The organism is Sneathiella sp. HT1-7 (genome assembly GCF_020731145.1).
Taxonomy (GTDB): Bacteria; Pseudomonadota; Alphaproteobacteria; order Sneathiellales; family Sneathiellaceae; genus Sneathiella.
In genome coordinates this window covers 155,267-181,006 of sequence record NZ_JAJFZN010000003.1, presented here as the reverse complement: position 1 = coordinate 181,006, position 25,740 = coordinate 155,267, and the positions used below count along the sequence as shown (strand labels likewise).

General features: G+C 51.6%; 24 protein-coding genes. 3 read left to right on the top strand and 21 right to left on the bottom strand.

The window, feature by feature from the left end:
- Positions 1–24: 24 nt before the first annotated feature.
- On the top strand, positions 25–462 hold the full coding sequence (locus LKE13_RS10590) for a FadR/GntR family transcriptional regulator (protein ID WP_227951914.1): 438 nt from the start codon (positions 25–27) through the stop codon (positions 460–462).
- A gap of 35 nt (positions 463–497) precedes the next feature.
- Positions 498–1,196, top strand: coding sequence for a hypothetical protein (locus LKE13_RS10585; protein ID WP_227951081.1), 699 nt, complete (start codon positions 498–500; stop codon positions 1,194–1,196).
- Here LKE13_RS10585 and LKE13_RS10580 read toward each other — a convergent pair.
- The 4 genes from LKE13_RS10580 to LKE13_RS10565 all read right to left on the bottom strand — a co-directional run bounded on the left by LKE13_RS10580 (position 1,188) and on the right by LKE13_RS10565 (position 6,219).
- Positions 1,188–2,927, bottom strand: a complete 1,740-nt coding sequence (locus tag LKE13_RS10580; RefSeq protein WP_227951079.1) for a phosphoenolpyruvate hydrolase family protein — start codon at positions 2,925–2,927, stop codon at positions 1,188–1,190. The two genes, LKE13_RS10585 and LKE13_RS10580, sit on opposite strands and share 9 nt — an antisense overlap.
- Before the next feature lie 130 nt (positions 2,928–3,057).
- Entirely contained in the window at positions 3,058–4,050 is a 993-nt protein-coding gene (locus LKE13_RS10575) for an ABC transporter substrate-binding protein (RefSeq protein WP_227951077.1), read from the bottom strand.
- A gap of 14 nt (positions 4,051–4,064) precedes the next feature.
- Entirely contained in the window at positions 4,065–5,276 is a 1,212-nt protein-coding gene (locus LKE13_RS10570) for a Gfo/Idh/MocA family protein (RefSeq protein ID WP_227951075.1), read from the bottom strand.
- Positions 5,266–6,219, bottom strand: coding sequence for a PDR/VanB family oxidoreductase (locus tag LKE13_RS10565; protein ID WP_227951072.1), 954 nt, complete (start codon positions 6,217–6,219; stop codon positions 5,266–5,268). Before LKE13_RS10565 ends, LKE13_RS10570 begins: the two co-directional genes overlap by 11 nt.
- 105 nt (positions 6,220–6,324) lie before the next feature.
- Here LKE13_RS10565 and LKE13_RS10560 point away from each other — a divergent pair, with 105 nt between their 5' ends.
- A complete protein-coding gene (locus LKE13_RS10560) occupies positions 6,325–7,629 on the top strand; it encodes a Rieske 2Fe-2S domain-containing protein (RefSeq protein WP_227951070.1) in 1,305 nt (434 codons plus the stop codon).
- A gap of 16 nt (positions 7,630–7,645) precedes the next feature.
- On the opposite strand, the gene LKE13_RS10555 is transcribed toward LKE13_RS10560, so the two are convergent.
- From LKE13_RS10555 to LKE13_RS10475, 17 genes are all read right to left on the bottom strand, one after another.
- Complete coding sequence (locus tag LKE13_RS10555) at positions 7,646–8,206, bottom strand: MarR family winged helix-turn-helix transcriptional regulator (protein ID WP_227951068.1); 561 nt, start codon at positions 8,204–8,206, stop codon at positions 7,646–7,648.
- Positions 8,207–8,406: 200 nt separating this feature from the next.
- A complete protein-coding gene (locus LKE13_RS10550) occupies positions 8,407–9,750 on the bottom strand; it encodes a TRAP transporter large permease (protein WP_227951066.1) in 1,344 nt (447 codons plus the stop codon).
- Positions 9,750–10,307 carry a TRAP transporter small permease gene (locus tag LKE13_RS10545; protein WP_227951063.1) on the bottom strand — a complete coding sequence of 186 codons (558 nt, stop codon included), beginning with the start codon at positions 10,305–10,307 and terminating at the stop codon, positions 9,750–9,752. The genes LKE13_RS10550 and LKE13_RS10545 overlap by 1 nt, the downstream gene beginning before the upstream one ends.
- A complete protein-coding gene (locus LKE13_RS10540) occupies positions 10,295–11,365 on the bottom strand; it encodes a C4-dicarboxylate TRAP transporter substrate-binding protein (protein WP_227951061.1) in 1,071 nt (356 codons plus the stop codon). The genes LKE13_RS10545 and LKE13_RS10540 overlap by 13 nt, the downstream gene beginning before the upstream one ends.
- Before the next feature lie 174 nt (positions 11,366–11,539).
- Positions 11,540–12,706 (bottom strand): acyl-CoA dehydrogenase family protein, encoded by a 1,167-nt coding sequence (locus LKE13_RS10535; RefSeq protein WP_227951059.1) that lies wholly within the window; start codon positions 12,704–12,706, stop codon positions 11,540–11,542.
- A 53-nt stretch (positions 12,707–12,759) separates the two neighbouring features.
- On the bottom strand, positions 12,760–13,992 hold the full coding sequence (locus tag LKE13_RS10530; protein WP_227951057.1) for a CaiB/BaiF CoA transferase family protein: 1,233 nt from the start codon (positions 13,990–13,992) through the stop codon (positions 12,760–12,762).
- Positions 13,993–14,012: 20 nt separating this feature from the next.
- Complete coding sequence (locus LKE13_RS10525; protein WP_227951055.1) at positions 14,013–14,786, bottom strand: enoyl-CoA hydratase/isomerase family protein; 774 nt, start codon at positions 14,784–14,786, stop codon at positions 14,013–14,015.
- Positions 14,787–15,036: 250 nt separating this feature from the next.
- The gene (locus LKE13_RS10520; protein WP_227951053.1) at positions 15,037–15,822 is read right to left on the bottom strand and encodes an SDR family NAD(P)-dependent oxidoreductase; all 786 of its coding nucleotides are present in this window, start codon (positions 15,820–15,822) and stop codon (positions 15,037–15,039) included.
- Positions 15,823–15,838: 16 nt separating this feature from the next.
- The gene (locus LKE13_RS10515) at positions 15,839–17,119 is read right to left on the bottom strand and encodes an alpha/beta hydrolase (RefSeq protein WP_227951051.1); all 1,281 of its coding nucleotides are present in this window, start codon (positions 17,117–17,119) and stop codon (positions 15,839–15,841) included.
- A 358-nt stretch (positions 17,120–17,477) separates the two neighbouring features.
- Entirely contained in the window at positions 17,478–18,320 is an 843-nt protein-coding gene (locus LKE13_RS10510; protein WP_227951049.1) for a sugar phosphate isomerase/epimerase family protein, read from the bottom strand.
- Entirely contained in the window at positions 18,320–19,477 is a 1,158-nt protein-coding gene (locus LKE13_RS10505; RefSeq protein WP_227951047.1) for a dihydrodipicolinate synthase family protein, read from the bottom strand. The genes LKE13_RS10510 and LKE13_RS10505 overlap by 1 nt, the downstream gene beginning before the upstream one ends.
- A gap of 4 nt (positions 19,478–19,481) precedes the next feature.
- Entirely contained in the window at positions 19,482–20,630 is a 1,149-nt protein-coding gene (locus LKE13_RS10500) for a Gfo/Idh/MocA family protein (RefSeq protein WP_227951045.1), read from the bottom strand.
- 59 nt (positions 20,631–20,689) lie between these two features.
- Positions 20,690–21,748, bottom strand: coding sequence for a dihydrodipicolinate synthase family protein (locus LKE13_RS10495; RefSeq protein WP_227951913.1), 1,059 nt, complete (start codon positions 21,746–21,748; stop codon positions 20,690–20,692).
- A gap of 4 nt (positions 21,749–21,752) precedes the next feature.
- On the bottom strand, positions 21,753–22,427 hold the full coding sequence (locus LKE13_RS10490; protein WP_227951912.1) for a TetR/AcrR family transcriptional regulator: 675 nt from the start codon (positions 22,425–22,427) through the stop codon (positions 21,753–21,755).
- A 6-nt stretch (positions 22,428–22,433) separates the two neighbouring features.
- The gene (locus LKE13_RS10485; protein ID WP_227951043.1) at positions 22,434–23,459 is read right to left on the bottom strand and encodes an NAD-dependent epimerase/dehydratase family protein; all 1,026 of its coding nucleotides are present in this window, start codon (positions 23,457–23,459) and stop codon (positions 22,434–22,436) included.
- Positions 23,456–24,910: a hypothetical protein gene (locus tag LKE13_RS10480; protein WP_227951041.1), complete on the bottom strand. Its 1,455-nt coding sequence runs from the start codon at positions 24,908–24,910 to the stop codon at positions 23,456–23,458. Before LKE13_RS10480 ends, LKE13_RS10485 begins: the two co-directional genes overlap by 4 nt.
- On the bottom strand, positions 24,907–25,737 hold the full coding sequence (locus tag LKE13_RS10475; protein WP_227951039.1) for a sugar phosphate isomerase/epimerase family protein: 831 nt from the start codon (positions 25,735–25,737) through the stop codon (positions 24,907–24,909). Before LKE13_RS10475 ends, LKE13_RS10480 begins: the two co-directional genes overlap by 4 nt.
- Positions 25,738–25,740 lie beyond the last annotated feature (3 nt).

Here is a 25,740-nt window from a genome sequence, read left to right as displayed (position 1 = left end):
AAGCGTCCCTCCGAGAATATAGAAGTGTTTCCCCTGCCCGCCGACATGACTAATCCGTCCGAGGTTATGGAAGTACGCCTCATTATCGAACCGCAGATCGCTGACCTTGCCGCTCATCGCGCGACAATCAATGGTATTGAGTTTATGAAACAATGCCTTGAAAAAGGCGAAGCGGCAGAAGATACAGCCTCCTATGAAATGTGGGATGGCGCATTACATCGCGCAATTGCGGAAGCCGCGCGGAATACTCTCCTATTGGCCCTTTTCAACGCCGTGAATGCGATCAGGGAGCATGCCGTCTGGGGACAACTAAAAGAGGCAACCCTGAATGATCAGAGACGTAGACGATATTCGATCCAGCATAAAAACCTTGTGCGGGCAATTGAACGACGCGATGCCGTCGATTGCCAGCGATTAATGCGCGAGCATCTTGCCGCGGTTCGGGATGATATGCTCAATTAGTCTGCTGTTCAGTAATAGCGATTTTGGAATAAAGAATGATCGAATTAATGAACTGGCGCATTGTGCTAAGATCGGAGAGAAAGCCCGCCCTGACGAGCGTGCCATCGTCTATCCTGACCATCGCCCCGCAATTTCATCACGAGAACCTTCCCAGCGAAGTTGGTCTCCTGCTACCGACCAACAGTGGTCCCAGAGCATTAATTGATACCGTTGTTGAAACACCAAATCTATGCAGGGACGCGGCGCTCGGGTTGTTTCTTGCGGATCCACTCCTGAATTTGACGCGAGAACATCGCCGCCTTTCTGATGCCAAAGTCGAATGGGTTTCGAATTTACCTAGCACTGAACAGCAGGATATTGAGTTTTCGCAACAGCTATCTGACGTTGGACTGGACTATAAACGGGAGCGAGACATGCTCGCGAGTTTTCGCTCTGCCGGCTTTAAGATTGCGGCCGTTGTTACCGATGCGACGGCGGCAGCTGCCATGACCGAAGTATATCCGGAAGTTGTCATTGTCCTTCCGCGAATTGCTGATTTTGCAGCGGGCTTTCCATCTCTTCATCAGCGAGGCTCCATGACGCAGGAGATTTTCCATGTTTTGCAGGATGCTGGGTGGTCGGGTATTTTGCTGTGTCTCGGGGAAACCAGCGAACTTGCCCATGAAAGGCAATGGCCCGATAAAGTAGATGGCCTGATATGCCGCCCTGAGCTCGTTTCGAGCGCCCTATCCTGAGAGCCCGTATTTCTTGATTTTGTTATAGAGCGTTTTACGAGATATACCGAGGACTTCTGCCGCCTTGGAGCGATTGAAACTATTCCGCCAGAGAGCGTCGACAATCAAATCTTTCTCCGTCCTCCCCTTTCGCTGCCGGCCGACACTCGGCGCAGACTGCAACAACGGCTCTAACTCCTCAGTTTGAACAGGCAGTCTCGAAGAGCGGCCGGCAAGGCGTCCAATAATTGTGCGGAGTTCAGCCTCATTACCAGGCCAGTCATGGGCCTGCAATCTTTGCAATGCGCCAGAGGAAAACTCCCACTGGCTCCCCTCCGCTTCCGCGTCTATCAAAAGGGGTAGATCAGAAATTCGCTCCCGAATAGGCGGTAACCGCAAAACCCAGCCTTCCATATAAGAAACCAGTTCCGGCTCCAATCCGGCGCCAAGCAAGTCTTCAACTTGCGCTTCATCCTGAACATGGATATCGCATAGCAACACTATGCGAGGCTCTATTTTCAAGGATCGGCGTGATCCCGCCATGCGAAAAACGCCGTCCCGCAAAGCGCGCGCAAGGCGCCGCTGAAGTGCCTGAGTCAATTTTTCAGGCGCGCGGATGACGGCAATTTCAACGGATGGGTCGGCCAGAATTGGGGGACGTATGTTGCTGGCATCCCGATGTCCAAACAATACATTACGTGCCCGCGCAGGAAGATCCTGTTCGGCAACATCAATTTGAACCATATTCAGGGACCGACTTCTCGCTTTGGTCGCACCTAATGCGCGCACGAAAGGCAACGAACCTTGCCCCGGTTCTGCGACAATCAGAACCGGATCACGTGCCGACGAAAGTGCCTGCAATCGTCTCAATACCGCAAGATGAGTTTCTGACTGGCCTACAATACCAAATTGTTTCGACCAATTGACAAGACCAAGACTTTCTTCATCTATTCTTGTCGGCCGAAGGCTTGCGCGCCGAAATCCATCGATCATACTGGCAACTGAGGCTTCCAGAGGCAGTCTATCGATCGTCGATCCCCCGACATATCCATCTAGCGGCGCGAGAGAGAGTACACGGGATAAATCTTCAGGCGCAGCAATTGGGCCACCTTCCAATAGGAACCGTGTCTTCGGGCTGATGCGCTTAATCAGGCGGCCAATTTCCCTTGCCTCCATGGCGACCTCCTCAATTGTGGAACGGCTGCGGTGTCCGAGCGCACCCCCAACGTTCCAGCCAATATTGAGGCAAACAAGATCAAGTCCTGCGTCTGCCGCGAGCCGGGCTTGCGTACGCGTAGAGCAGTAAAACATGGACATCATGCCAGCATCCTGAACGGCCTTAAGCAGTGCAACTTCCTGCTCAATACCACGGCCCGCACGGGACAGTATCTGCTGCATCGGTCTGGAATAATGCATGCAGCTTGGAAAATTAACGGCGCCGGCAAATCCCCCCTCTCTTATCGTTTCCGCCTGAGCCACTGGATTAAAGTCACGTCTCCATACATTCACGCCGAGGAGAACCGGCTTTTTGCAGAGGGCAAGCAATTCCTCTTGTGCGTAATCATCCGTCAGGCTGTCGGCATCCAGAACCGGCAACATGCTTGCGATGGAAGGAACGCCCATATTACGCAAGCGACCTGCGTTGATGGCGAGCAGAAAATCCGCCCCACCCCGTTCAACGGCCAGCGCATTGCTGCCGGAGCCGATAGCAGCTCCTATCAGAAAACCGGAATTTAATTCCTGTGTCAGCAATGAACAGTTCCCAGTATATATATCCCCGCCCGGATTTATTGGCTTTGCCAGCCTTTGTCCGAAAGTACTCGTTTTTTAGAATACAGGGAAACTGCCAAGTAGTTATATTGCTATTTTTGGAACGAAGCGATCACAAGCTATAGCTTTCCGCCACATTCTTTGGAAAAAGTTCATCGATTGTGACCCGCCGCGACGACAACCCCTGTCGATGATGATGGTCTAGAAATGTGTTTAAGGCCGCTTCATTGCCGTTAATGCCATACGACCAGAAATTTTCCCCCATCAACTTCTTCGCCTCATTCAGGTGATCTTCGACGAATGGCATTGTTACCTTGGTAGCGGAGGTATCTGCCAACAGTGCCTCAGCGGACGCTTTTGACGCACTGAAGGCTTTCATAAGGGCACCAGCAAGAAACGGGTGCGCCTCCAGAAGTTCTCGGCGCACTCCAAGAAGGTGCATAATCGGAAAGATGCCGGTTTTCTTCCAGTAGACACTTGCGACTTCTACTGTATTGCCGAAAAGTCTGCCGACATTCGAATTTTGCTCATCAAAGCAATTCGGGCTGCGCGGTCCGATAAACCCATCTATCTCGCCGGAGATAAGAAGGTCATTCAGGGATTTATCCTCGGGCGCAGTTGTCATTTTGACATCTTCGGGCAATTGAATGGCTATTTTTTCGGGTCGCCCGGGCGAATTCATACCCCCCCGCACCCAATGTATATCGGACGGCTTGACGCCATATTCGTCTTCCAGAATGGCGCGAGCCCAGACGTTCGCACTAAGCTGATATTCCGCAATTCCGATTTTTTTACCCTTTAACTGTACCGGGCTTTCGATACCTTTATCTGTCCGGATATAGATGGCGCTATGGCGAAAGGCTCGCGACAAAAATATCGGCAGCGCCTGATATTTTGAACGATCTTGCGCAATGCTGACAACCTGACTTGCAAAAGAAACTTCCGAAATATCAAAGTCCTGATGCCGAAAGGCGCGAAAGAACATTTCTTCAGGCGTAAGTGCCATAAAAATAGGATCGACCCCGTCAATCTGCACCCGCCCATCAATCAAGGCACGGTTTCGATCATAGTCTCCAATGGCAATTGAAAGCTTTAATTTACTCATCTATCTGTTCCCTGTTATGTCGTTGCCGGATAGCCCGGAACGGGCACCTGCTCCCGCATGATCTGAACCTCGCCGGATCTCCCGGAACTCAAAATACCGTGACAAACTTCAAGCGTGGCATGGCCCCATCGCCCATCCTGAACCGGCGCCTTGTTTTCCCTGACCAAACCCCAAAGTGCGCTCAGGACATTGCTCCGCCTCCCAATGACAGGCAGGACTGGCTCACTCCTAATATGATCCTCTCCATATATTTCAAGCATTTGTGGCGTAACCCGGATATCCGCATGATCAAACGTCAGGGTCAATTCTCCGAAGTGCTCGTTTCCAGATACGTCTTGAAAGTTTACAGCCGAACCAAACATGCGCTGATTTTTGAGGTCTCCCTCAGACTTGCCGTTCACCGTCCTAAGCAGCTTTCTTGCTGCGCCATACTGCGCAGGATCTTTCTTCATCCCTAGTTCCGACATCCAGCTAAATGCCGCGTCAGTATCGTAATGGGCGTAACCAGAATAATGAAGGTTGGCAGAAATACCGTTTTCAAATTTCAGAAGTGCCGTATAGGCCCCTTCGGTCGGCCTTTTTTCATCCCAATCACCGGTATGGGAAAATACCTGTTTCGTCAGCCCCCCGGCAAGCAGACGGACGATATCAACCTGATGGACGGCCTGACTGAAAACAACTCCACCGCCGTCCTCGGTCCGCATTTCTTCTGGTCGGCGCGGTCGATACATGAAATCTGTGTAATAGCTCGTTCGTATCATCCTAAGACGCCCAAACTCCTCGGACTTAACTATATCCAGGCAGGCTTCGATTTGTGGGTCAAAACTATGGCTAGGACCAACAATTACACTGCCTTTACTGACAGCTGCGGCCTCAATGATTGCGCGGCTAGCGGAAAGTTTAATGGCAATCGGCTTTTCAATCAGAACATGCTTATCGGCCGTCAGTGCCGTGATGGCATGCGCCTCGTGAAGTTGATGCGGACTAGCAATGTAAACAGCCTCTACGGACGGATCGGCAGCAAGTTTCTCTACGTCAGAGTAGGCTGCCGCAGAGTATCGAGTAGAAAAACTATCCCGTGCTTCAGCTCTTGTGTCACAGGCCGCGACAAGATTAAAGCGCGCATCGCCCTCAAAATCCGGTCGCGTGAGCATGAAAGCGCGCCCCAATCCAACAACGCCTACCCCAATCGCATCGATGCATTTATCCGCCTTATTAAAGGTCAAGGGTGATCTCTCCCCCCTTCGCCCGCGAAACACAGATCATGATGAAATCTTCTCTCTCATCATCGGTGAGTACCAGATCCCGATGCTCGACGTCACCGGCAAGCAAACCGGTCTTGCAGGATCCGCACGTTCCACTTTCGCAAGATGACCTCAGGTCATAGCCGTGATTACGCAACGTTTCGAGGATTGTCTGATGCTGCGGGATGGTGATCCAGATATTGGATTTCTTCAAATAAACAGTGAAAGATACATCGTCCTGCTGAATAACTTCTACCGGGTTAAAATCTTCAAAATGAATTTGGCTTTCGGGCCAATGACCGGAAAAATCCTGGATCGCTTCCATCATCGGCTTCGGACCACAACAATAAACATGTGCATGGGTGGGTGTTTCAAAATGCGGCCAGAAATCATAGTTGTTCGCAATATTCCCTTCGTCATGGTGAAGGATGACGTGAGGGGCAAGTTCCGCCTCTGCCAACTGATCGGCAAAAACTGTACTTTCAAGCGACTGCGTGCAATAGATCAGACGAAAGTTTGAATGCCCATCGGACAACAGCTTTCGGCACATCGCCAGTATGGGCGTAATACCAATTCCGCCGGCGATAAAAAGGTATTCACTTGCCGGGATCAGTTCAAAATTATTCTCAGGCGGCTGTATCTCAAGAATGTCGCCGACATTTGCATCCTTGACGAGGCTAAGGGAGGCTCCTCTCCCTTCATTTTCCGCCTTGACCGCCAAAAGATAGTAGTCCCTTTCCGACGGACTATTCGCGAGAGAATAATGACGCATCCCTCCCTGTGGTGTTTTTACGGAAATATGCGCGCCAGCACTGAACTCAGGCAGGTCCCCACCCAGCACCGAGCAGAGTTTCAATACGCAGTAATCATTCGCGATAACCTTCTTCTCAGTAATCACGACATCTAAAAAATCAGTTTGCATCATAAGGACCTAGTGGCTATATTCTAAAAATAATATTAGATATCTAATTATAAATTTGCAAGAACTAGAAACACTCTTGCGAAAGATAGAGAAAAGCTGGAGACCGTTATGCTGACATCAGAAGAGAATGATCTCTTATGCCGTGTAGAGGGCGACGCTCCGATGGGCCAGATGATGCGGCGCCATTGGATCCCTGCCCTAATGTCAGAAGAGCTTATTGCCGACGGCAAGCCGGTTCGTGTCCGGCTTATGGGCGAAGACCTGGTTGCGTTCCGCGATAGTGACGGAAAGATTGGTCTTTTGGATGAATTCTGCCCGCATAGAGGTCCATCTCTTGTTTATGGCCGGAATGAACAATGCGGCCTTCGTTGTCTTTATCACGGTTGGAAATTTGATGTCGCGGGCAATGTCATCGAAATGCCGTCCGAGCCAGCGGATAGCCCAATGAAAAGGAAGGTGAAGATCAAATCCTACCCAACGGAGGAAACGGGAGGATTCGTTTGGGCCTACATGGGGCCGCCAGAAAAGATACCTGCATTTGAGCGCCCCCCATTCGCCCCGGATGATCAAACTCCGATCTCCATCGCTAAAGTCAAGGTGCCCTGCAATTGGGCCCAGATTCAGGAAGGGCAGATTGATTCCGCGCACTCCTCTACTCTTCACTCCACAGACATGGTGCCGGCCCGAGTTGACTCCGCTGGCGCAACAGAAAAGAACTGGACACGCCCGTCGACGGACAAGGCTCCCAGAATGATCACTCAAACCACACCCTATGGGTTTCGCTATGTCGCGCTCAGAAGGCCGATCAAGGATGCGCGAACACACGACTATGCACGGGTCACGGTATATGTTGCGCCATTTATCTCCCTGATCCCGCCGAACTCATCCTATAACGTCGCCAGTATCGTTGTGCCAGCCGACGATGAAAGCAGCTGGTTTTACTTTCTATCCTGGGGCGGCGAAGCGACAGTCGGCACGGAACAATGGCGGCAGTTCAATCGGCTCGTCATGGGGGAGGATATAGACAGCGACTACAACAGCACCCGAACCCTTGAGAATGATTTTTTGCAGGATCGGGAACTTATGAACAACGGGAGCTTCACCGGCCTCCCCGGCATACCCAATCAGGATATTGCCATGTGGGTGAGTATGGGAAAAACTGTCAATCGTAGCCGGGACACTCTAGGAGCAAGCGACTTTGCGGTAGTCGAGTTCCGTCGCCTGATGGTCGACGCCGTCAAAAATTTCCGAGATGGAAAGGCCGGCCCGATCGGAATTTCAGACCCGCATATCCCTCAGGTTGAAATTTCATCCTATCAGGGAATTATTCCGAAAGGCACCGATTGGCTCACTCTCGGGACCGAGGAGACTGAACAAATGTTCCTGAGTAACATGGGAAAAGCGGCGTCTTAATCGAACAAGGACAAATTCAGCTTCTTATGCCAAGGCTTCTTGTCGAAGGGATTTTCTTCCCATCGGCAAGCGCATGCGCTTCATCGACAGCAAGGTTATAGATCATAGTCAGCAAGCTGTTACGGACAATCATTTGTGTTTCATCATCAATCCCGGCAAGCGCAATCTTATTCACTTCCTGAGCGAGCGGTACAAGCTTATTTTCGAGAGCCCTCCCCTCCTTTGTCAGAAAGATATATTGCTTTTTCAGATTGCCTTCCTTACGACGGCGGCTGACATATCCCAGCTCTACCATTTTGGTGATTGCCGTGTGGGTTGTTGGCTCCGTCAAGCCGACCTGAACCGCAAGATCGCGTTGTGTCACCCCATCTTTATGCCACATCGCGCGAAGGAATATCCAATGCCCAAAAGACACTCCATGATCTCCCAGACGGGTTTGTAACGACCGCGTAAACCCCCGAGCGACATCCCTGACAAGATGGGCGACCCTGTCATCGGGCTTGATATGATCCCAATGTTCAAGAATAGCCTGAGTTGTAGCATCCGCTTCAACTGTTAATTTTTTTTGTCTGACCATAATTGCCTTAAAGTTGCGATATTACATATTCTGTGGCCGAGTGATACTTTATCGCCCGCAATGTTAAACATTAAAACTCTACATGACCGGCTAAAGCTGTGTATAGAACCGAAACAGGTGAGTAGCAAATATTTACGCCTCTTTCTGATCTATTTCCGACATCAAGGTGATATGTCAATATGCGGATGGTTTCGCAACCTTCAATACATAGTATTTGGTATTATCAGCGATAAAATCGGGAATAGCAGCAAAAGGACAAGGATCACTACCTCCGCAATCAGAAACCGCGAAATGCCGGCAAATATGGAATGTATCTGAATATCCTTTCCACCGACCGCCTTGATTATAAAGGCGTTTAAACCGACAGGCGGCGTTATCAGCCCAATTTCCAGCAATTTCACAACAATGACGCCAAACCAGATCAGATCCAGCCCCATATTCTCAATCAATGGGATTGAAACCGGAAGGGTCAGAAGCAAGATGCCAATCGGATCCAGGAACATGCCCAGTACAAGAAACATCAGGCACAGTATCGCAATAACGATCCAGTCGGAGACATTCGCGGCCTGAACCTCCGCGATCAACCAAGGCGACACTCCGGTGAGCGAGATGAAGGAGACGAAAATCTTCGCGCCGAAGACGATCATGAAGATCATAGCCGTTTGATAGGCTGTCTCGCGCAGTGACAAAATGAAGCTGGCGAGGCTCAAACGCCGCAATACAACGCCAAGTACAACTGCGGTCACAGCACTTATACCGGCGGCTTCCGTTGTGGTAAAAAGTCCGCCATAAATTCCAACAACGATAATCAAGAACAGCAGAACAGCAGGCCAAGCCCGCAGCGCGGCACGGCGACGATCCCCAGGCCGTTTTTCTTCAGTAAATGCCGGTGCTTCTTTAGGGTTAATCTTAACCCAGATAAAAACCACAATAATATAGCCGACAAGTGAAATAATGCCGGGCAGAATACCCGCAAGGAAAAGCTTGCTGATCGAGGTTTCTGTAAAAATTCCATAAAGGATAAAGGGCACACTTGGCGGAATAAGTGATCCCAATGTCCCGCCTACAGCAACAGAAGACGTTGCGAGCCGTTGGCCATATCCTGCCTTGAGCATCTCTGGCGTACAGATCCTGCCCATTGCCGCCGCACAGGCAACACTAGACCCGGTAATAGCCGAGAATCCGCCACAGCCAAGGATGGAGGCAATTGCCAGACCACCTGGCACGCGCGCAAGCCACACTCGTGCGGAATTATATATTTCCGTCGTTATACCAGCATGATAGGCCACCTGACTTAGCAGGATAAACAAGGGAACCATCGTGAGTTCAAAAGAATGAACAAAATCATAGCTATTTGATGTCAGGATAGTCGTTGCCGAGCGCCACCCTGCCGGGCCGTTGAATTCCCCACCATGAGGCCAAGCATAGAACAAAAATGTACAGGCGACCGCAATAGAACCCAGACAGAAAGCAATCGGGACCCGAAGTGCAAGCAGAATAACAACAATCGCAAAACCGCAAATACCGAGTAAAAACGGATCCATTACCTGCGCCCTTTTTCTGTCTTACCGTGATAAATCAAGCGCGTAATATCCGTCACCAGAATAAGGAGAAGCCTGATCAACACCATTAAAAATCCGAGAAAAAACATCGACCGGCCGGGCCATTCCGGCAAATAAAACTCGCCATCAAAATAGCTGCCATAATCAATCGCCTGCCAAAGCGCAATACCGGTTGCCCAAGTAAGCGGGCCAATCATGGCCAGACCAACAACAGCCGCCAAGATATCCAGCCTTATTCTCGCCCGCTCCGACGTCCAGTTCGTAAAAAGCTCCACGGCGATATGGCCACGCTCCGCTGTAATATAGGCCCATGGGAGAGCAACAAGCGTCACCATCAGTTCTCCGGAAATAACAAGGTCATCCGGTATCATTGAGCCAAAAAACGTTCGGCCCACGACAGATATGGTGATAACACCCGCGAGAATAACGATTGCAATGGATGAGACGACCACGCCGGCATTTTCAAGCCAGACGAGGAACGCAGGGTCCACACCTCTATGGACCTGCGATCGCTCATTCGGGAGATCTAGTTGTTCCACGGATAACCTTTTTCATCACGAATTTTTTCATATTTCGCGACAAGTGCCATGTAGCTATCGAAAATGTCCTGACCGGGAAGTCCTGCATCATTTGCCCGCTCAATCCAGTTCGGGACTGTATCAAATCCCATTTTCTCCAGCTTGGCCTTTTCATTCGGATCCATTTCGACAACTTCCAGTGGGCTATCCCCGCTCGTCATTCTTTCAAGTGCCTTGATATTTGCTTCCTGTATGCGACGCGCAAACTGATCAATGAAGTCAGAGGATACTTCCTGCAAAACCTGACGGTTTTCATCGGACAATCCCCCGTATGTCTCCTTGTTCATCACGACGCCGAAGCCAAGATGTTGCCCCCAATCAAGCTTCGTCAGCTTCTTTGCTACGTCATTCTGCTTATAGACTTCGATTGAGTACATATAGTTCTGATTACACTCAACAATTCCAGAGTCCAGCGCGTTATAGACTTTCGCCTGGCTCAATCGCGCGACATCGGCACCAAGGTCCTTGAATATACGACCATAGGGGCCGACAGCCCGCATTTTTACACCCTTTAGATCATCCAGTGTATTGATGAACTTGTCTTTACACAGGACTTCAATCGCACTGGTCGAGAGATTGGTGAGATACACCAGGTTCAGATCGTCAAACATCTTTTTAAGAGCCGGGTGTGTGGTAGCCAATTCATACATGGCGCGCATGCCGACCCAGACGTCAGAGTTTGGAAGCGGAATATCCCCGACACTGTAGGCGACGAGTTCTTTTGGTGTATATGCCGCAATAATCGTTGCAATGTCTGCGGATCGAGTACCTACGCCCTTGACGGCAGATTTCGACTTAAACAATGCCCCGCCCCAATGGAATTCTACGCCGAGATCGCCGTCACTTCGTTTTTCCAGTTCGTTTGCCATCCACTGCAATGTTTCAGAATTCACGCCACGATTTGGCTGACCATCGGACCAGCGCAGAGTTGTTTCCGCCGCGGCCGTCGATGCGAGCGCAAACGTTCCTGATATCGCTAGAGCCGCCATGGCGGCCGAGCATTTTTTCATTAATTTCATAACACTTTCTCCCTGCTAATTATGCTGAAAAGTCGACGGCTGATCCCAAGAAAAACACCCTCAACTTTTATCGTTATTTTTCACCTGTTTCATTGCGTTCAGCTTTTTACCCAAAAATATTATTAGATATCTAATTATTGTCAAGAAAACACTAATTGAGCATATTCAAGGCATTCAGTAGGACTTTGGCAAGCCCAGAACATGCTCTCCTATATAATTTAGGATCATTTCTCGGCTGACGGGTGCGATGCGCGCAAGGAATATTTCACGAAAATATCGTTCAACATGGAACTCCTTTGCATACCCCATTCCACCATGTGTCAGAACAGCCCTTTCACAGGCCGTGAAGCCCGCCTCTGCCGCAAGATATTTGGCCGCGTTTGCCTCCGCACCACAAGGCTTTCCGGCGTCATAAAGCTTTGCTGCCTGAAAGCACATTAGATTTGCCGCCTCAAGTTGTGCCCATGCATCCGCCAATGGATGCTGAATTCCCTGGTTCATGCCAATTGGCCGACCGAAGACAACCCGCTCCTTCGCATATTCCACCGCTTTTCGTAGTCCTGCTCGACCAAAACCGACAGTTTCCGCCCCGATAAGAATACGTTCTGCGTTCATTCCGTGAAGGATATACTTGAACCCCTTTCCTTCCTCTCCGATCAAATCATCCTTAGAGACTGGCAACCCATCGATAAAGACGGCGTTGGAATCAACAGCTTTGCGTCCCATCTTTTCAATACGCTGAACATCGACATAGTTTCTGTCGAGATCTGTATAGAAAAGCGACATCCCGCCGGTTGGTTTGTCTGCTTCATCACGCGGCGTCGTCCGGGCGAGTAAAAGAATTTTATTGGCGGTCTGGGCAGTGGATGTCCACATCTTGCGGCCGTTGATAATGTATTTTTCACCATCCCAATCCGCGCGTGTTTCAATTGATGAGGTATCGAGACCGGCATTAGGCTCTGTTACGCCAAAGCAGCACCTATCTTCTCCGCGAATGAGCGGCGGTAACATACGTTGCTTTTGCTCGGTGGTTCCATAGGCGACAATCGGGCTCGGACCGAAAATATTGATATGCACACCACCACCGCCAGTATATCCGGCGCCCGACTGCGTGATGGTCTGCATCATAATGCAGGCTTCAGTCAGGCCGAGGCCTGCGCCACCAAATTCTTCGGGCATCGCAATGCCGAGCCAGCCATCTTCGGCGATATCGCGCACAAACTCTTCCGGGAACCGGCCGTCTTTATCTCTCTCCAGCCAGTAGTTATCGCCATAATTGCGGCATTTTCTATCGATGGCATCCTGTATTGCCACCTGCTCCTCTGTCCATCCCAAATCCATGGTTGCCCTACTCCCTCATCAAAGAACCCAACAGTCTATCCGGTGCTGTCTTATTATTTTTCCAGCGATTTAACCGCCCTCTCCCGCAGCAAACCGTTGATCTCTTCACCTGAGAACCCGAATTCTGCTAGTATTTCTTCGCTATGTTCCCCAATTTCCGGAGCCCTGTACGCTGGTCTTTTAGGCATTCCATCTATCCAAAGCGGGCTGTTGACGGTGCGATCGACCTGCCCGTCTAAACCGTGAAAAGGCATAAGGGCTTCACTTTCGTTCATCTGCCGATCTTCCGGGATATCGCGCAGCCTCTGCACCACGCCTATAGGAATGCCTGCTGCATCGAGCTTTGTCTGCCAGAACTCCATGGTTCGGCCAAGGAAGATCGCATCCAGAATTTTAACCAGATCAGAAGCGTTTGCGTGCCGTTTCGCCGTGGTATCGAACCTTGTATCCGTCAACAGATCCTCTCGCTCAATTATCTGCAAGAGAGCTGGCCAACGCTTTTCCTCCGGGATGACGATAAGATGAAACCATCGATCGTCCGACGTCTTGTATAGATTATGCAGAGCATTATCCGCGTTCTCACGGGCCGGGCGATAGGCATATTCTGCCCCACAGAGCATAGCCTGTACCTGTATGGCATTACACCAGAGACCATTAGCCATTAGGTTGGTTTGCACCGATGTCCCTTCCCCTGTTATTTCCCGCCGATACAGCGCCATCATAATGGCCCCGAATAACGTCATGCCGGAAGCGTGATCGCCCATGCCAAGAGCCGCACGAGACGGCGGCGCATCCGGGGCGGGCCTTACCGTGTCCATCATGCCTGTGCGGGCCCACAAGGCAGTATGATCAAATCCGGATCGGTCGGCCTCTGGTCCCTTTTCGCCATAGGCCGTCAGGGACGCATAAATCATTCTCGGGTTAAGGCTCTTTAAGTCCTCATATGTGAGCGATAATTTTGAACGGCTTTTAAGCGGCAAGTTGACGATAATGACATCTGCAAGAGCTGCCATCCTTCTAAAGGTCGTGCGACCGGCATCACCCGCAAGATCGAGCGCAAGGCTCCGTTTGTTACGGTTATCCATTTGCCAGCCATAGGCAACGTCACTTGTCGGATTTCCCGGTGAATTCTGAAATACACGATAGGCATCACCCGCTCCCACGGGTTCAATTTTTATCACATCGGCCCCGAAGTCACCAAGTATCGTTGCCGCGGCGGGTGCCGCAATGTAGCTGGAAATATCCAGGACCCGCAAATTTGAGAGCAAACTCGCATTCTCAGGCATGGATTGCTCCTGCGCCATCCCTAACGACCCTTCCAGACTGGCGCACGTTTTTCGGCAAAGGCGCGCGGTCCCTCCTTGCCATCTTCACTCTCCCAGTCAACCTGGATCCGCTTTTCGTGCATATGATCATACAGCGGGCGCCATGCATAGCGCAGGTCGAACGCACGCTGAAATGTTTCCTTTGTTGCCTGCACCGCGAGCGGCGCCTGATTGGCGATGACCGTCGCAATCTCCATTGCCCGATCGACCAGTTCCTCAATCGGGACAACCTCAGTCACAACCCCGAGTTCATAAGCACGCTTTGCATCCATACGCTCGGCAGTCCCCATATAGGCCATCCGGCGGATCGGACCCTGCGGAACGCGAAGCGCCATCCCCAGCATTTCCCGAAGCGGAACCCACCCGACGCTCACATGCGGTTCCAAAAAAGTGGCATTTTCCGCTGCAATCGCAAAGTCAGCCTGCCACATAAAATGCCAGCCGCCGCCGGCAACGACGCCATTAACGGCGCAAATTACTGGCTTATAAAAATCCTCTGGAATATCGCCCCAGGCATCAAACCCCGTATCGCCCTTGTCGGATGCAAGCTTCATATCCGCACCGGTACAGAAATGACGTGTCCCCGCGCCCGTCAGAACAACGGCACGAACGTCTTCATCCTCACTCAATTTCGGCCAGAGCGCGATTAATTCATGCGCCATTTCCGCATCGCTCGCATTTCCTGCGTCCGGCCGGTTCAATGTGACAAGGGCGACGCCGTCTTTCTTATCCAGAAGCACTGGCTGATAAACCATATTGAAAAATTCTCCCCGTTACCGCGTTTACAACTTTATATTATATGACGGAAAATTTAATTAGATATCTAATGATCGTCAAGTTAGATATCTAATTTTATAGACTATAATCAAAGAATGAATGACCCTCAGCAGAATATTTATACCGAAATCCATACCCAAGCCCCTGGGAGGGAAAACATGAGTGCTTGCCGGATAATGTATCCGCCGAAGGTCAAACCCGGTTTGAAGATATGCATTTTCACGCCCATTAGCGCGCCGCATATCCCCCATCCAGCGCCAGTTCGGTGCCGGTCATAAAAGATGATTCATCGCTTGCGAGGAAAAGTGCGCCATAGGCAATTTCAATCGGTTTTGCACGCCGTCCCAGAAGATTTCGTCGCTTCACGATTTCACTGAATGCTTCCTTAGAGACATTTCTTTGTTCAAGCGAATTATCAAACATCGGCGTTTCCGTTCCGCCCGGATGCAAGGAGTTGCACCGGATATTATATCCAAACGCCGACACCTCCACGGCTACCGATTTCGAAAACAGGCGAACGCCCCCTTTGGTCATTGTGTAGATACCCGACCGCGCCGTACCAACGAAGCCCGCGGTTGACGAGACATTGATTATCGAGGCGGACGGCATGTCCGCAGGCCGGGTTTTCATATGCAAAATTGCATGTTTGCAGCCAAGAAAAACACCTTTCAAATTGACATCGCAAAGCTTGTCGAAAACATCGACGGAGGTATCCTCAATAGGAGATTGATCGCCGATTCCCGCGCAGTTCATCACCACATCCACTTGCCCGAATGCTTCGATAGATTTCGCGAATACGGATTTCCAGTCCCCTTCGTTGATGACATCCATTGGTTGCGAAAGGGCGCTACCGCCCTCTTCCGTAATTTCTTTACAAGCGCACTCGCAGCTCTCTTCCTGGATGTCACAAATGACGACATTTGCGCCTTCATTCGCGAAGAGAGCTGCGGTGGAGAAACCAATTCCACGCCCTGCGCCTGTGATAATAGCTGTTTTTCCCGCTAACCGGCCCATTGAGATACTCCCGTTCCTAAATTGGAAAGCGCTCTTGAACCCAAGCAACTAGGCGGTTCATCACCCTATCCAGAGTTTCGTTGCCGTCATCACCTTCATCGGGCTCAAAATAATGCAGCGCTTCGGGGATGTCCCAGTATTCCTTATCCGCAGACTGAATAGTGTTAAATGTCAGCTTCGAGTGGGTTTCCGGGAACACATCCAGATCCTTGCCGGCTTGTATCACAACGGCAGGCTCCGTGATTGAGGGGCCGGTCTTCGGAATACTCGCGTTTGAGGATAGCCCCGACCACGTCGACAGCCATCCATGTGGTGTCATGACACGAGCAAAACCAAATCGCTGAAAATTCATCAAGTCCGGGCGCGGGCTGATCAAGGAGCCATAAGGGCGCGGTGACGGATCAAGAGTGTTATCCGCATAATGCAAGTTGGCCATGGTCCGGTAGATTACCATTACCGGCTCAAAGGCTTCCCGCTCCATCACGCGGCGCTGCACATCGGTCGGGAGATCCTCGAAGCCTTCACTGCCATGAATTCTCGCGGCATCATTGGAAAGGTTAATCCAATCATGTGCCACCGCATCAAGCCTTTGAACTCTATCAAGCTGAGCTTTCCTGAATTTTTTAATAAATTCTGGAGAATACTTTACCCATTCGGGCGCTGGTTTAAACCCATTCTCCGGGTCATACATGTCAAATTCAGGGTTTGTTTTGAGCGGCTGATGCTCGTCAACGACAGACGGGTCAATCACTTCATTGATAATCAGGCCCTGCCCCGTATGGGCCGCCATATATATGATAGCATCCCCCGGAATTAGCTCCATCTTTTCAAGGCCTGTCGGACGTCCGCCCGGAGTAACTTTAATCCTCTCTTCCGGCGCTGCTGCCGCCTGTGACTGGTAAAAGGAAAAGAGAGAGCCTCCACCTGAATTGCCAAGCAGGACAATTTTTTCTACGCCATTTTCCTTAAGCCATTGCATATAGGCAGCAATATCGACGACAAGCTTTTCATGCTGGCAGTCTGAATCATTATTGACGTTCCGCATATTGGCGCCCATGCAGGCATATCCGGCCTTCAGGAATGCGGGAAAGGCATGATGTTCCGAAAAGTCACCTCTTGGATGGGCTGCAATGACAGCCACTTTTGGACGCGGGCTTTTATCAGGAGTCCAATAGACGCCCCGGAGCCGTGCACCATCCGCGGCATTCAGGGCGACGCTGATCCCCGTCACATCCTCCACAGGATCCCGAAAGCGGATTTGCGTACCATGCCAGTAGGTTTTCGAAAGTAATCTCATTGTATTCTTTTCCCCTGTTCCCTGCCCGACTTATACGCATATTATCTTGCGCTATTTTCTGGCTGAACCGCAATCGCGGATGCATTCTTAACAATTTATTCTTAGATAGCTAAGTTATAAATTTGGAGAGCCTTAGGAAAATTGTCAAGGCTAATCTTTATGATTTTGAAATACGCGCTAACATTAAAAATGAATGCCTATCGGGCTCGCATTTCATCTACCATAGAACCCTAATTTTTCTCAATAAATTCCATGGAATTTTAATCGCACGCCTACAACACCGGCTCATACTCCGACACCCGGCAGGCATGAGCCCATGCATAACTTTATGCTATCCAGTGCGATTTATCTTTGTCGTTTAAACGACGGACAAAGACCGTTCTTTACAAATACTCACAACCTCTTCAGGATCGCGTTTCCACCAATCAAGTTCAGAGAAAATTTCAACCTCATGAAACCCATCATACCCGGCGTCTTCAACCCAGCCGCGCAGCAACGGAATATCGATTATGCCATCGCCCATCATCCCGCGATCCATCAGGAGGTCGCGCGTCGGAACAAGCCAGTCGCAAACATGAAAAGCCAATAGTTGATCCTTGCCTGCCCGCTTGATCTGGTTCAGCAGCTCTGTGTCCCACCAGACGTGGTAGACATCAACGGCGACACCAATTCCCTCGCCCGCGCGCTCACAAATATCAAGAGCATGACGCATGGTATTGACGCAGGCGCGATCTGCCGCGTACATGGGATGTAGGGGCTCAATTGCCATTTTTACGCCCGCCGCGCGCGCTTCGGGCAGGAGTGTGTTAATTGCTTCTTCCACCATCGCGTGGGCACCGGCCAGATCTTTTGATCCCTCCGGCAGTCCACCAACAACGAGGACAAGGCACTGCGCATTTAGGGTTGCCGCCTCCTCTATGGCCCGTCGATTATCGTCGAGCATGGCCAGTCGTCCCACCTCATCCACCCAAGGAAACATCCCGCCGCGACAGACACCAGTAACAGTCAGATTTGCATCCCGGATGGCTTTTGCCGCGTTGGCAAGCCCCATCTCCGCAATCTGGTCCCGCCATGGGGAGATACCGCCCACACCGGCGCGCGCGTAGCCATCAATCGCCTGCGAAAGGGTCCATTGGGCACGGGTGGTTGCCGTATTGATCGATAAACGAGAATGATCCGTTATCGGGCGGGCATTAGTCATTATGCAATCCCCCTTACCGACATGACGGAGGCACAGCGCGCCGCTGCCATGTCCGGATCGGCGAACAAACCGGCTTTATCTGCCAGCCGGAACAATTCCGCCAGATGCTGTGTTGATCGGGCACTTTCCTGACCTCCGATCATAGTGAAATGATCCTGATGGCCATTGAGATAGGCCATAAAGACGACGCCCGTTTTATAGAAATTGGTCGGTGCCTTGAAGATGTGGCGAGAGAGCGGTACCGTTGGTGCAAACAAATGATCGTATTCCGCAATATCCCCAGCCGCGAGATGATCGAGCGCCGCCGCAGCCACAGGCGCGATCACGTCAAAAATACCCAACAAGGCATGACTATACCCCTGATCATCACCTTTGATCAGCGCCGGGTAGTTAAAATCATCCCCGGTGTACATGCTGACCCCATCAGGCAACATCCGCCGCATCTTGACTTCTTTCTGATCATCCAGAAGCGAGATTTTAATCCCCTCAACCTTCGCAGCATTCGTCTGCAAAATCCCAAGGCAGGTATCCATCGCCGTATCAAGATTTTCTGACCCCCAATACCCTTTTAGCGCGGGATCAAACATATCCCCAAGCCAATGGATCATTACTGGCTCCCGCACCTGGGACAAAAGCCGGTCATACACTTTCGCGTAATCCTCCGGTCCTTTGGCAACCTTTGTGAGGGCCCGGCTCGCCATCAGGATCAGATTACCGCCGAGCTTCTCAATCGCGTCAATCTGAGTTTCATAGGCCGCAATTACATCATCCAGCGATTTTGCATCCGCCGGATCAAGATGGTCAGTGCCACACCCAGAGGCGATTTTATCATCCGGCCCGGCCGCTTCCAGCGCATGACGGATAAGGTCTAGGCTATCTGCCCAATGCAATCCGCCGCCACGCTGCGCCGTATCCATAGCTTCAGCCACACCAAAACCCAAACCCCAGAGATGCTGCCGATAAGCAATTGTCCGGTCCCAGTCTATCGCCGGGGATAACCACGGATCATTATCCGCGAAAGGATCTGCAACCACATGCGCCGCCGCATAGGCAATCCTGTTCCGTCCGCCCGCCTTTTCAGGTGCGCTCACGGGAGTACCGGATAGACTGTAACGCTCGGTCTTGCCACCCACTGTGGGCAGAATCAGGCTGGTCATCGATTTATTTCCCCATATCTGGCACTTCAACAAAGCGCTTCTCATCCCAACTCTTGAGGGCGAGCTCTGCGAACTGCACGCCTTTTGCCGCCTCCCGCAATGTCCAGCGGAACGGCGTATCGAGAACCACATGCCTGAGGAACAATTCCCATTGTGCCTTGAAGGCGTTGTTGAATGGCTCCCGATCCGGGATCGTCTGCCAGTCATCAAAGAAATTCATCGCTTGTTTCTCATCCGGATTCCAGACAGGCTTTGGTGTTGCCTCGCGCGGCTGGATACGACAATCGGTCAGGCCTGCAACGGCGGAACCATGCGTTCCGTTCACATGGAAGGTCACCAAATCATCCCGTCGAACGCGTGTGCACCAGCTGCTGGCGATCTGCACAATAGCGCCATTTTTAAGCTCTACAATCGCATAGGCCGCATCGTCAGCCGTCGCGTCGTAACGCTCCCCATTTTCATCCCAACGCTCCGGGATATGGATCGCACCGCGACAGACGACAGAACTAACGTCGCCGAACAGATTATCGATAACATAGCGCCAATGGCACATCATATCGAGGATCACGCCGCCGCCATCTTCCTTGCGATAGTTCCAGGATGGGCGTTGCGCCGGGGTCCAGTCTCCCTCAAACACCCAGTAGCCAAAATCAATGCGGACATCGAGGATCCGGCCAAGGGCGCCGTTATCAATTGCCTGTTTGAGTTTCAACAATCCCGGCAGCCAGAGTTTATCCTGCACCGCGCCATTTTTTACGCCCGCCGCCTCGGCCGTTTGCGCCAGATCAAGCGCAACGTCCAGGTTATCGGTGATTGGTTTCTCGCAATAAACATGCTTACCTGCGGCAATCGCTTTTTTCAGTAGCTCCGCCCGCATTTGCGTGGAGCCGGCATCAAAAAAAATCGTGTCATCCGGATTGGCAAGGGCTTCATCGAGATTGTCCGTCCAACGCTCCACACCATGCTCTTTCGCCAGATGCTCTACTTTTGCCGCATTGCGGCCCACCAAAATAGGATCGGGCATCAGCCTGTCGCCATTTGGCAAAAGCATGCCGTTTTCCGCGCGAATGGCAAGGATGGAACGGATCAGATGCTGGTTCATCCCCATTCTGCCCGTTACCCCATGCATGATGATCCCAATCCTGCGTTCCATCAAAATATTCCTTTCAGTCTTATCCGTTGTGTTTCGTGGTTACGAAACGAGTTTGGTTGTCAGTCCGCCAGCCATCTGTCGAGATTTTGGCGGACAAAGTCGTCGTCATTCAGTTCAGGGTATGATGTGTAAACCCGATCGATTTCAGCGAGCTGGCCCCGGCCTAAACCCTCGTCCGGATCGAGACACCAGATCCCTTCCAGTAGACCTTGCCGCCGGAGCACTTCATGAAGACCGGCAATCACGCCGACATAATCATTTGCCGCATCGAAGAAAGCACCGTTGCTATCCGTCACCGCCGCATCGCGTGTCCACCAAGCCATGGGGGCGGCTTCTTGTCCGCGGATGGCGGAAATCTCTTCAACCAGTTCCACGGCCTTGCGGGTCCAGACCGACCAATGGCCGAGCAATCCCCCAACGATGTTGATCGTCTCCGTCTTGCCATTGATCTGAACGGGGAAAGGCGTCATCAGGTCGCCAACAATGTGATCGTCATTCCCGGTATAAAGCGTTATGCGGTCCTTCGCGCCGGCATCGGCAACGCCACGCACAACGTCTAGGGTCTTGTAACGATTAAACGGGGCAAGCTTGATACCGACGACATTTTCAATTTCAGCAAATTGCTTCCAGAACTCGTACGGCAGGTTCCGGCCACCCACAGCCGGTTGCAGATAAAATCCCACCACCGGCATGACATCGGCGACTTTCCTGCAATGTGCCACCAACTCATCAACGCTAGCGTCATTCAGCGCCGCCAACCCCAGAAGAACGGCCTGATAGCCGAGCGATTTGGCAATCTTCGCCTCACTTAGCGCCTGATCCGTCTTACCGACAACTCCGGCGATCATGAAGGGCGTTCTCTCGACCCAGCTCTCTGCTTCCTCTGCCGCGAGACGCAAGACTGGTTCATATAGCCCAACATCGCGAATGGTAAACTGCGTCGTATGAACCCCGACGGCGATACCAACTGATCCCGCATCAAGGTAATATCGGCTCAATGCACGCTGGCGGCGGACATCCAATTCACGCTGACTGTTTAGCGCAAGCGGTTGGGCCGGAATGACACCTCCGCGCCGAAAGGCCGATAAAGTTTCTTCTGGAATATCATCAATTCGCATCACTTTATTTCCTCAATTTATCAGTGGGGACCGACGGTTGTGTTTTCGGGTGACAAAGATATCCGAGAATGACCTCCACGACGTGGTTACGCCGCTTGTCCAGCTCTTTGCGCGACGACAAGTCGCGACCGAATATTTCAGACAGGGTATGCATGTTCGAAAAATAAAGATAGGACACGCCCGCGATCGACACGTAGAGCTCAACAGGGTCCACGTCGGGCCGGAAATACCCCTCCTCCTCTCCTCTTCTCAGAACTTTTGAAATGATATCGACCAATGGCATATTAAGGGTCAGAACAGAATCACTGGACTTGGCATGCACGGCGCCATGCAGGTTTTCCTCATTCAGGATAGCCATAAATTCCGGATGCTTTTCAAACCAGTCAAAACTGAAGGTGCAAAGCTCCGTCATCGCTTCAATCGGATCCCGACCCGTCAGGTCAAGACCTTCCTCTGCGCTTCGAATATCCAGATAGATTTTCTCCAGCACCGCCTGAAACAGACCATCTTTGCTGTTAAAATAGTGAAACAGCATACGTTTACTGACACCTGCCGCGCGAGCAATCTCATCTGTGCGGGCACCTTCGATACCCTTCTTTGTAAACTCCACCGTCGCCGCATCAAGGATTTGCTTACGGGTGCGCTCTGGGTTTCGGGTGCGTGGCTGGGTGATTTCCATGACCAATCAGTAGTTTCCATCACTTACTTCAAAATGCGTGGGCTTACCCAAGCTCTCTTGGCCGCGCGCAACCCAATCTGCTGTCCAGTCGACCAGTTTAGAGAGCGGCACTGACGGATAGCCGAATAAATCCTGCTGCTGGTTGGTATTGACGAGCCAGGCTGTCTCGCCTTCTTCCCCTTCAAATATAGCAGGCTTATTGAACTTCTGCGCAAAGAGCTGGGCAACGGAACGAATGCTCGCCGTCTCCGGTCCGGAGATGTTTATCGGCGTCATTGGCGTCTCCGCATGGGCAAGGCAGCGCAGAGCACAGGCGTTCGCATCCCCCTGCCAAATCACATTGACATGCCCCATCGCGAGCGAGACTGGCTCACCCCGAAGGACAGCTTGAGCAACATCATGCAAAACGCCATATCGCATATCGATTGCGTAAGACAGACGGAACAGGCGACCCGGTGTGCTGTTCTTCTCTGAAAAATACTCGAATATCCGTTCCCGCCCGACGCAGGAGTTGGCATACTCCCCTTGCGGCGTTGGCAACATATCTTCCGTCGCGCCCTGATGGCGGATATCCACGAAGGGATAAACACAAGCGGTGGAAAAGGCGACGATACGACTCGTCGTAAAGTGACTAGCTACAAGCGCCGGGACATGGCTGTTCATCGCCCATGTGAGCGGTTCGTTTCCGGTTGCACCGAACTTCATTCCGGCCATGAAAATCACATTTTCAGTGACTTCAAGTCTCCGCACGGCGGCTTCATCAAGAAGGTCGCAGGCAACGGTTTCAATACCGGCGTCTTCCAGCTCCTGGCGAACTGTCGGATCAGAGAAACGGGCAACGCCAATAATACGGCGGTCCGGATCCGCGCGTTTTGCCATGCGTGCGAGCGTCGGCCCCATCTTACCACCAATACCAAGGATCGTGATTGCGCCGGGAGCCTTCGCGAGATCTTCAGAAAGCCCTTTTTGCGGACGCGTCATGAATTCCTCAAGCTCCGCTACATTCTCAAATTGGTCTGGCAGATCACTCATGGCTTATTCTCCAACATCTCAAATTTCCAGTCTTCTTCCGGTACGCCATTATTCAGATTTGGCCGATCGGTAACGCCTAGCCCAGGCACCTGTAGCGAGCGTAAATCCAACATGCCGTTGTCGATACAGAGCGCCCCTGAATTACCATGCCGTTCATAAAGCCCAGCGTGATGTTCTAAGGCGGACGTCCATTCAGCTTCCGGCAAATGATCAAGACCGCAGAAGTAATGATGCCCGTTTCGCTCTACATGCGGAATACCAAGTGTGGCGATGACGGCAAGATCAGCCTGCAACGGCACAACAGCAAGATTGGTCAGGTCCTCAGCAGAGAGGAAATAATGTTTATCACTATTGGATCGGTTGCGAACTGCCGCGAGGCCGGTGTTAATTAAGGATCGATAGACACCCTTGCAGTTCTTGTGACTGACCCCTTCATATCCAAGCTCAATCGCATCATAGAAGGCCTCCGCCCAGCCATCCGCCTCATCAATCAATAGCGGCTTGCCGATTGCAGCAACCGCGTCTGACGGTAGCGGCGCAGCCATGGCAACATCCCGGTGCAGCGGCTGTTCGATGAACAGGACAGATTTCCAAAGAGCATCAAGCGCCGATGTTGATTTGATCCGTTCTACAAGCGCGACAAAATCTTCAAGGTTCTTATATTGCTCATTACCATCAAAGGTCATCTGGATCGGCTGATCAGCCGCCTTAACCACCTCTGCGATTTGGGACAATCGATCTATATCTTCCTCGATCTGCCCCCCTACCTTGACTTTCAGGTAACGAAGTTTGTCGACAGTGAGATATTCTTCCAGCGTGACCGGGAACCCGTCCTTTGGTGCGTCGACTTCTTTATCCGCCGCAGAAATAGGATCAACCAATCCAACCGTGTGACGAAGCGCGACTTCCTCAAGCGGACGCGCGGGGAGAACTCCGAGTATATCGTCATAGCTAACCTCTTTCAGCAACGCCGCCGGGTCAATCGACAGGCTATTGCTTCGGACCATCTGATCGAATGTTTGTCCACTATGACGGCCCATAGCGTCAATAACGGCCCGCTCCATCATTGAGCTTGCGAAGGACGCCCCAAGGCGATTGAACCCGCAGGCGAGTGATTTTGCCTCAATCTCTTCACGGGTCGAGAACCACAATCCGTAGGGCGTTCCAAATCCTGCCCCGGAATAAACGTTGCGGGCATCGCGAAGTGCCTGAAGCAAGTCCGCAACATTATCGGCAGGTGTTTTTTCCGGTGATTTATCGAACCATTTATATGCCAGAAAATCACTCGCAACGCCAATGGCGCGCGCGCCGTTTTCAAACTCCACCTCGACCTGCAGAATACCGACCGGCGCAGCTTCCATAGTGACCACCCCAAATCGAAACGGCAGTCGGGTGAAGGCGTTGCGCACAACAACACGGCTATCCACAATGCGGAATTTTGGATTGCTCATACTAAATTCTCCATTACTCCGCGAATATAGCCCGCTGCCACTGCGGCAGTGTTTGGCCCATCGGGTTCATAGACAAAAGGCTCCACCGCAACAACCCCGTCATGGCCGACATCCTTCAACGCCTGAAAAATTGGCGTGAATTTATTCTCGCCCTGCCCCGGTGCACGCTGATTGGTATCATTGACCTGAATATGACCAATATGTCCAGTCGGCCACCATTTTCGGATGAGTGCATCAACCGCCTCTTCCTCTGCAAGACCAGCAGAGGCCGTATCGATCATGGTTTTAAACGCCGGAGAGTCGATTGCCGCGACAATCTCCGCCCCCTCTTCAACAGTATTGATATAGTCGGTCTGATTTCGGCTAAGCGGTTCAATGCAATATGTAACCCCTGCCGCCTGCGCCCAGCTTGCAACTCTCGCGAAGCAGTCCATGGCATTTTCACGCGCGGCCTCAGGTGTTGCCGCTTGAGACAGCAATCTCTGCGCCGGTGAGCCATGCACGAGGACAGAACCGTTCATGCTCGCACATAACGTAATCAGATGTTCCATCAAGGACAGGGTTTTGCCCCGGACAGCCATGTCATCTGTCGTGATCGAAAGTCCGGGAGGTGCAACCAGAAGCCAGTGAAGCCCGGTGATCTCCAAGCCATAGTCTTCGGCAATCCGACGGCATTCTTCCGCCGTCGCCTCCGTCAGTGCCATCGGATCATCGCCCAGTGTAAAGGGCGCCACTTCCAGCCCCTTATACCCCAAGGAGGCCGCGATGCGGCATTGATCCGGAAAAGGATAATCGCGCAGCACTTCATTACATAGACTTAGTAGCATAAA